The sequence below is a fragment of the Clostridium sp. UBA1056 genome (assembly GCA_002316385.1).
In the GTDB taxonomy this organism is placed as follows: Bacteria; Bacillota; Clostridia; order Clostridiales; family Clostridiaceae; genus Clostridium_J.
In genome coordinates, this window is record DCDL01000023.1 from 24,267 (window position 1) to 32,581 (window position 8,315).

Annotated in this window: 6 protein-coding genes; all 6 read left to right on the forward strand. The window is 31.4% G+C overall.

Features of this window, described 5'->3' with window-relative positions; genetic code table 11:
• Positions 1-60: 60 nt before the first annotated feature.
• The 6 genes from B3W71_RS06545 to B3W71_RS06570 all read left to right on the forward strand — a co-directional run bounded on the left by B3W71_RS06545 (position 61) and on the right by B3W71_RS06570 (position 8,279).
• Positions 61-753 carry a S24 family peptidase gene (locus tag B3W71_RS06545; RefSeq protein ID WP_346888138.1) on the forward strand — a complete coding sequence of 231 codons (693 nt, stop codon included), beginning with the start codon at positions 61-63 and terminating at the stop codon, positions 751-753.
• Positions 754-926: 173 nt separating this feature from the next.
• A complete protein-coding gene (locus B3W71_RS06550; RefSeq protein WP_346888139.1) occupies positions 927-2,642 on the forward strand; it encodes a S8 family peptidase in 1,716 nt (571 codons plus the stop codon).
• An 89-nt stretch (positions 2,643-2,731) separates the two neighbouring features.
• Positions 2,732-4,093: a peptidoglycan-binding protein gene (locus tag B3W71_RS06555; RefSeq protein ID WP_346888140.1), complete on the forward strand. Its 1,362-nt coding sequence runs from the start codon at positions 2,732-2,734 to the stop codon at positions 4,091-4,093.
• A 173-nt stretch (positions 4,094-4,266) separates the two neighbouring features.
• A complete protein-coding gene (locus tag B3W71_RS06560; RefSeq protein WP_346888141.1) occupies positions 4,267-4,944 on the forward strand; it encodes a response regulator transcription factor in 678 nt (225 codons plus the stop codon).
• A 1-nt stretch (position 4,945) separates the two neighbouring features.
• Positions 4,946-6,457 carry a HAMP domain-containing sensor histidine kinase gene (locus tag B3W71_RS06565; RefSeq protein WP_346888142.1) on the forward strand — a complete coding sequence of 504 codons (1,512 nt, stop codon included), beginning with the start codon at positions 4,946-4,948 and terminating at the stop codon, positions 6,455-6,457.
• Positions 6,458-6,494: 37 nt separating this feature from the next.
• The gene (locus B3W71_RS06570) at positions 6,495-8,279 is read left to right on the forward strand and encodes a heme NO-binding domain-containing protein (protein ID WP_346888143.1); all 1,785 of its coding nucleotides are present in this window, start codon (positions 6,495-6,497) and stop codon (positions 8,277-8,279) included.
• The last annotated feature ends 36 nt before the right edge of the window (positions 8,280-8,315 follow it).

The following is an 8,315-nucleotide window of genomic DNA, read 5'->3' on the forward strand; positions in this document are numbered from 1 at the left end:
ATATATTTTGCGAAAGCCCCTTCTGTTTATATGAGGGATAGGCAAGGAGGATAACTAAACATGAGTACCGTTGGAGAAAGAATTAAACAAGGAAGAAATGCAAAAGGAATGACTCAAAAGCAGCTTGCTAAAAAACTTGGAGTAGCAGAAGGTTATATAAATGATGTTGAAAATGGAAGAAAAGTTGTAGAAGAAAAGTTTATAGAAAGAGTAGGAAAGGTTTTAGGTGGAGATCTTTCAGAAATGACTACACTATTTGATAGTATAGCCTATGAAGAAAGAAAAGCTTCAGAAGCTAGTACTAAGAGTCAAGGAACAGTTAAGAATAATAAAATTAAAGAAACTATAAATGAAGTATGGAATGATGCCTTTAGTTCAGTTCTTAAATCTGTAGGAATTTATAATTATGATTTAAACAAGCCTATAGGAAAAAAAGAATTACCTGTTATATCAAATAAAATAGAAGGCTATGCTCAGGATAAGGTATTGTATCTTAAGATTGAAAATGATGATTTACTAGGATTTAGAATTTGTGAAGGCGACTTAGCTTTAGCTAATTTAACTTCTGAAATAGAGAATAATAAAATATACCTTATAGACATAAATGGAGAGAGAGTAATTAGACAATTGAAGAAACTAGATAGCAACAAGGTATTGATTATAAGTAATAAAAATATGGTTCGTACAGAAACAGCTCATCCAAAGGATATAAAAGTTATTGCAAAATTAAATAGACTAGAAATTGAATTATAGAAAAAAGCAATCTTAGAATTAATTTAGTTGATTTTAAGATTGCTTTTTATTATGAATCATTATAGCTATATTAATATTTAAAGCATAAGAGTAGTTGTTACTTAAATATTAATTTAATAACACTTTCAATCTTCATCCATATTATAAATATATAAGAATTTGGAGGTATAAGTGTGGAAAATGTTAGTGGATTACTAAATTTACTTATAAATGTACCAATTGATATAAGGGATAAGATTATATATGGATATGGAGTAGAAAATGTGGAAGGCAACAATGTGGAATTAGTAATACTTTACAGTGGAACTCCAGAAGTAATATCGGAAAAAATAAGTGCTATTGGAGGTACTTTTGAAGATTTAGGATTTGGATATGGCATTGTAACTATAGCTGGTAGAGATATTGAGAAGGTATTAACTATAAGAGAAATTAACTATATAGAGCTACCTAAAACTTTATATTTTTCCTTTGAGCCTAGCAATAGAGCTTCATGTATAACAGAAGTAACCTTGGGTTATGGATTAGAAGGTGAAGGTGTACTTATAGGATTTATAGACTCCGGCATAGATTATGTAAATCAGTCGTTTAGAAAAGAAAATGGAGATACAAGAATTGACTTTATTTATGATTTAGATGTAGGTAGAAAAGTATATACAAGTGAGGAGATAAATGCAGCATTAAGAAGCCCAGATCCATATTCATTAGTACCGCATATGGATAGAGCAGGGCATGGAACTCATGTAGCTGGGATAGCTTGTGCTGGAGGAAATATACCAAGACGATTTTATGGAGCTGCCCCATTAAGTTCTATTGCCATGGTAAAGATGACAAGAGAGTTAGATAGAAGCGGTTTAAAAAGTACTCAATTAATGAGAGGAATCAAATTTTTAATCGATAGTGCATATAAATTAAATAAACCTTTAGTTATAAATATAAGTTTTAGTACTAATGATGGAGCCCATACTGGAAACAGTTTATTGGAACAATATATAGGCATAGTTTCTACAGTACAAAGAGTTACTGTAGTTGTAGCAGCAGGTAATGAAGGTGATAGAGCACACCATATTGGTGGAGAATTGGGTGCAAGACAGCAAGTACAATTTAACGTAGGAGCGGATGAAAGGATATTAATAATACAGTTATATAAGAGCTTTTTAAAGGATATTAATTTAAATATTATATCACCAGATGGGAGAAGTAGTGGTGATATAAGGTTAACGAATACATTCAGTAGAGGAAGAATTGGGAATACATCGTATTTTATATATAATACGGGACCAACACCTTTTAATATGGATGGGGAAATACTAATTGTGCTTTCTGGAGTAGGAAATGGAACTATTGCTAGTGGAATATGGACTATGGATATGACAACTAATGCTAATGTTCAGGGAACCTATGATATGTGGCTACCTATTGCAGAAGGATTAAATATTGCTACAAGATTTCTAAGACCTAGTCCTGATAACACAATAGGTATACCAGGAACTGTACCAGAAGTGATAACTGTTGGTAGCTATAATTTTGTAAACTTTACTATATCACCATTTTCAGGCAGAGGAAATAGTAATCTAACTCCTGTTAAACCTGACTTAGTAGCACCAGGAGAAGATATAGAGTCATCTACACCAGGAGGTGGTTTTGAGCCACGTTCAGGAACATCTATGGCAGCACCTCAAGTAGCTGGAGCTTGTGGACTTTTAATGGAATTTGGAATCATAAGAGAAAATGATCCTTATCTATATGGACAAAGATTAAAATATTTCTTATCAAAGGGAGCTAATAGAAGTAGAATTGATGTACAGTATCCTAACAATAGTTGGGGATATGGTACATTATGTCTTGCTGGAGCTCTCCAGGTATGGAATAACGAGGTAGCTTCAAGATAAAATAGATGGTAAGTTTCATACAAAGGATATGGAACTTTTTTATGGTGTTATCATAATATATATTGAAGTATTTTTTTAAGGAGACGATCATGGCGGATATAGGTAGACTACAGGTTCAAGTATTTAGAGTTAATACAGCTATACCGGTAACTAATGCTAATATTACTATAACAAGAGCAGAGGGAGAAACTAGGGAACAAGTTGCAGCACTTACAACCAATACGGAAGGGCAAACAGCCACTATAGAAGTAGAAACCCCGGACATAGAAAGGTCATTAAACCCTGAGAACACTTTAATACCTTATGCACTTTATGACATATCAGTAGCGGCAGAGGGGTTTGATAATGTAGTTATAAGAGGGTGTCAGATATTACCACGGCGAACAGCATTACAGGTATGTAATCTAATTCCAACAACTCTTGCTAGAGAGACAGAGGCTGAAGAGGTACAGGTAATTAGAGTTATAGAAATTCCACCTAATGTGCAATTTGGTAATTTTCCACCTAAGATACCTGAAGATCCCGATAAGCCATTACCTCCACCACCAAGCGGTTTTGTAGTCCTGCCAGAGCCTGTTATACCAGAATTTATAGTAGTTCATGCTGGGACACCAACTAATACAGGAGCACCAAATTATACTGTTCCATATAGAGATTATATAAAGAATGTAGCAAGTGGTGAAATTTATGCAACTTGGCCAGAATCAACTATAAGAGCAAATGTATATTGTATAATTTCATTTACACTAAATAGAATATATACAGAATGGTATAGAAGTAAGGGATTTAATTTTGATGTAACAAATTCTACGGCTTATGATCAAGCATTTACTTATGGAAGAAATATATTTGACAACATAAGTAGGGTAGTAGATGAAATATTTTCTACCTATATAAAGAGAGCGGGAGCTAAACAACCTTTACTTGCACAATATTGTGATGGAAGAAATGTTCAGTGTCCAGGATGGCTTACTCAATGGGGTAGTAAAGACTTAGGTGAGCAAGGATATATACCTTATGACATATTAACAAATTTCTATGGAAGTGATATTGTTCTTGAGAGAGCTAGAAGTGTTTCAGGTAGTCCAAGGTCTTATCCAGGTTATACTCTACGAGAGGGAGCCAGTGGAGAGCCGGTTAGGACAACTCAAACATTCTTAAATCGAATATCACAAAACTTTCCTTTAATACCTAAGGTTGCTGTAGATGGTAAATACGGTCCGTCAACTACTCAGCAAGTAAAGGTATTTCAACAGATATTTGGACTTCCACAAACAGGGGAGGTAGATTATGCTACATGGTACAAAATTTCTGCCATATTTACAGGGGTAACCAAGATTGCAGAATTAAGAAGTGTTAACAAGGAAGAAATTGAATATGAAGATTTTATTCCACATTGGCCATATAGTGGAGCACCAGATTCACCTAGAATTAGATATCCTAAAAATTAAGTGTGCTATTTATTAATGAACTTCGCAATTAACTCGAGGTTCATTTTTATTATTATCTTATATAAAAGTATTTCAATAGAAAAAATATTTGAATAAAATAAATAAGCAAATAATTATAAAGTACAAAATAAGGTATAATTATGATTAAGAAGAGAAGTTAAGGAGTCATGGATATGGAAAATATAAACATATTATTAGTTGATGATGAGGAAAGCATTAGAAACTTATTAGATGCTTACCTGAAAAAGGAGGGATTTAACATATTACATAGTTCTAATGGTAAAGAAGCCATAGAGATCATAGAAAGAGGGTCTGTAAACTTAGTAGTATTAGATGTAATGATGCCAGTCTTAGATGGATTTGAGACATTAAAGATTATAAGAAATAGATGGAATATACCTGTAATAATGCTCAGTGCAAAGGAAGAGGAAGAGGATAAGCTTTTAGCTTTAGGATTTGGTGCGGATAATTATGAAACAAAGCCTTTCAGTCCAAAGGTTTTAGTAGCCAAAATTAAGGCATTAGTAAAGAGAATCTATGGAAGTAACATAGATAAAAGTTTAGGTATTATCATAGAGAATCTTTATATAGATGAAAATGGACATAGAGTTATGCTAGGTGATGAAGATATTAACCTTTCACCAACGGAATTTTCATTATTAATATATTTTCTAAAAAATAAAAATATAGTGCTTACTAGAGAACAAATTCTTACTAAAATATGGGGCTATGACTTTGAAGGAGATATAAGGGTAGTTGATACTACTATCAAGAGACTTAGAGAGAAGCTAAAGGACATGAGTAAAATCATAGTAACTGTGAGAGGCTTTGGATATAAGATAGAGGTTTAAAATGAGTTGGATAATTAATTATTATAAAAAAATAAAAGAAATTATAGAAAAAAGTATCACAATAAAAATGTTTGCAGTAACTACCATAGTATTTATTACTTTTTTGACTATTACACTTTTGAGTCAGAGAATGTTATTTGAGAAAATATACAATGAAAAGAAGGAAGCTGATATTAAGAGTAATGTTTTAAAATTTAGAGATACTCTAAGGAACTCTAAGGATGAAAGTGAAGTAATAGAGAGTATTAAGCAATTTGAGAATAATTATAGTACGTCAATAGCAGTAGTGAATCTTGCAAATGGCATAATGGCAACATTCAAAACTGAATCCAAAACTATAGACAATAAAAACAATGAGATCTTTAACTATGTTATTAACACTATAAAAACAGATTTAGATTTGTTAAATGAAATGTTAACCAATGATCAAGTCACTATTTCCTTTAATGATCAAGCTAATAATAAGTATTTAGCATCGGCTATTCTAGACCAGAATAATAACATGATAGTGGGTTTCACATCCTTACAATATGTGAAAGAAGCTACGGGGGTCATAGGAATATTTTATAAGTACTTTTACTTAGGTGCTATAGTTATGATAGTTATATTATCATTAATATATTCAAAGTTTATTACAAAACCTCTTAGAAAAATAAATAAGGTAGCTACAAGAATGAGCAATCTAGATTTTAGTGATAAATGCAATATAGTATCTAAAGATGAAATTGGAAATCTTGGTGATACGTTGAACTTTCTAGGAGAAAACCTAGATAGCTCTCTAAATTCGCTAAAGGAGATTAATAGGAAATTACAAAGTGATATTGATAGAGAGAGAAAAATTGAGAATATGAGAAAGGAATTTATAGCAGATGTATCTCATGAGTTAAAAACTCCAATTACTTTAATAAAGGGATATGCAGAAGGCATTAAGGATGGAGTATTTCTAGAAGGAAATATAGATTCTTCCTTAAATGTAATTATAGAAGAATCTGAAAAGATGAGTAATTTAGTAAAAGATATGCTTCAAATATCATCTTTAGAAAGTGGAAAAGTAATACTTAATAAAAAATTGTTTTTTATTGATAATTTAGTAAAAAATGTTGTAAAGAAATTACATCATAGTATCGATAATAAGAATGTAAAAATATACATGAATTTATATGAGAAACAAGTTTGTGGAGACGTATTCAAGATAGAACAAGTAGTAACAAACTTTCTTACTAATGCCATAAAACATACAACTGATGAAGGTAGTATATTTATCAATATGTATGAAAATCGAAATATGATTAAAATATCCTTTGAAAACACTGGGGAGTTTATTAAAAGTGAAGATTTGGATAAGATATGGGATAAATTTTATAAGGTAGATAAGTCAAGAAATAGAAAAGATGGTGGTACGGGACTTGGGCTATCAATTGTTAGAAATATAGTGGATTTGCATCAAGGACAATGTGGTGTTGAAAATACTAGTATAGGTGTGAAATTTTACTTCACATTGCCAGAGAAATGATAATATACCATGGATATAGAAAAGAGGGATATCAATTATGAAAGGCACAGTTGTATCAATATGGTTAAACACTTGTAGAAAAATATATAATGATTCACAAGTGAATGAAGCTATGGATCATGCAGGATGGGAAACAGGGAAGATATTTTCTCCATTAGAAGAAGTAGATGACAATGTAATAGCTAAATTTATATCAAAATTATCGAAATCAAGAAGTTTAACTAAAGAAAAGTTATGGAATGAAATAGGAAAGGATAATATACACTCTTTTGTTAGTGTATATCCAATATGTTTTAAAAAAAGAAATGCCTATGAGTTTTTAAGATCGCTAAATAATATACATGTGGCAATAACTAAAAAGATTCCAGGAGCTAAGCCACCTATAGTAGATGTTGTGCAGATATCTAAAACAAAAGCAATAATTACTTATTCGTCTAGAAGAAAGATGTTTGATTATTTCTTAGGTATGCTTGAGGGAACCTTTGCATATTACAACGAAGCATTAGAGTTTAAAATTTTAGAGAAATCTGGAGAGGGGATGAAAGTGGAAGTGACCTTCGAAAAAGAAATCAATAGTAAAAAAAGCTATGGTTTTAATAAAATTTTATCCTTTGGTTTTATAAAATCATTACCAGTTAAAGCGTCGATATTTACTTTTATCCTAACTTTTATTGGATCAATATTAATACTTGGAGTTAAAAGCATAGTTCCTGCTTTAGAAACTACAGCATTAGCTACAGTAGTAACATTCATAGGTACATATTTGTTATTAAAACCTATTAAAACTATGACTCAATTACAAGAAGATAGCCAAAATGGGAAAGGTTATGATGCTGTAAGTACTAAGGATGAACTTGAAGTTTTATATGAGACTATTAAAGCTAGATCTAATACTTCTTCAATGGACATGACAGAGTTTGATGCTAATGTCAGTGAGATGATGGAGTATCTTAATAAAGTTAAAGCTATATCAGACATAATGGGAAACTCATCTAAAGAAATATCTACAGTAGTAGAACAAATGTCAGATACTAGTGTGGATCAAGCTAATAATACAGAAAGAGTTGCATATGGATTAAATGATAATATTAGAGCTCTAAATAGTTTAGTGAATAGTGAAAATGAAAATAAAGTAGCTATGGAAGATACTGTAATGGAAATTAGTAGAGGATTTGACGAAATAAAAACCGTAAGCAATAATATTCAAAAAACATTGGACAAGTTCCAAGAAGTAAAAGAAACAGGAGTTAAGCTAAATAATAAAGCTAGTGATATTACTAATATAGTATCAATAGTAGCTCAGATTTCTGATATGACAAATCTTTTAGCCTTAAATGCCTCTATAGAAGCAGCGCGAGCTGGAGAACATGGTAGAGGATTTGCCGTTGTTGCAGAAGAAGTAAGAAAGCTTGCAGAACAAACTAAGGATGCTGTTGAAGAAATTAATTTAAATCTTAAAGAGTTTGTGGGAGATATTAAGTACACAGTAGACATCATAGGAGATCAATGTGTAGCTCTTCAAACACAAACTGATGGATTAGAGAGAATTCGAGATATAAGTGCTGGTACAACTAGTGCTATCAATAAAGTATCAGAATCAATGATTACTACAATCAATGATTTAGGGAGAGAAGTTAAAGCTATAGAAGGAATGTATGATAGTGTGGAATCATTAGCTGCTATCGCACAAGAAAATTCTGCTTCATCTCAAGAAGTTAGTGCTAGTGTAACAGTTTATACAGAGGAAATGATTAAACTTACTGCAGCTATAGGTGAGGTTCAAAGAATTACAGAATATTTTAGAAATACATTAGATTTATAATTAGGCATCTGAAAATAAATAATAAGTCAAAGATGG

Bases quoted from the DNA above. Each gene is read 5' to 3' on its own strand.
- B3W71_RS06545 (WP_346888138.1), top strand. From the start codon at position 61: ATGAGTACCGTTGGAGAAAGAATTAAACAAGGAAGAAATGCAAAAGGA.
- B3W71_RS06555 (WP_346888140.1), top strand. From the start codon at position 2,732: ATGGCGGATATAGGTAGACTACAGGTTCAAGTATTTAGAGTTAATACA.
- B3W71_RS06560 (WP_346888141.1), top strand. From the start codon at position 4,267: ATGGAAAATATAAACATATTATTAGTTGATGATGAGGAAAGCATTAGA.
- B3W71_RS06565 (WP_346888142.1), top strand. From the start codon at position 4,946: ATGAGTTGGATAATTAATTATTATAAAAAAATAAAAGAAATTATAGAA.
- B3W71_RS06570 (WP_346888143.1), top strand. From the start codon at position 6,495: ATGAAAGGCACAGTTGTATCAATATGGTTAAACACTTGTAGAAAAATA.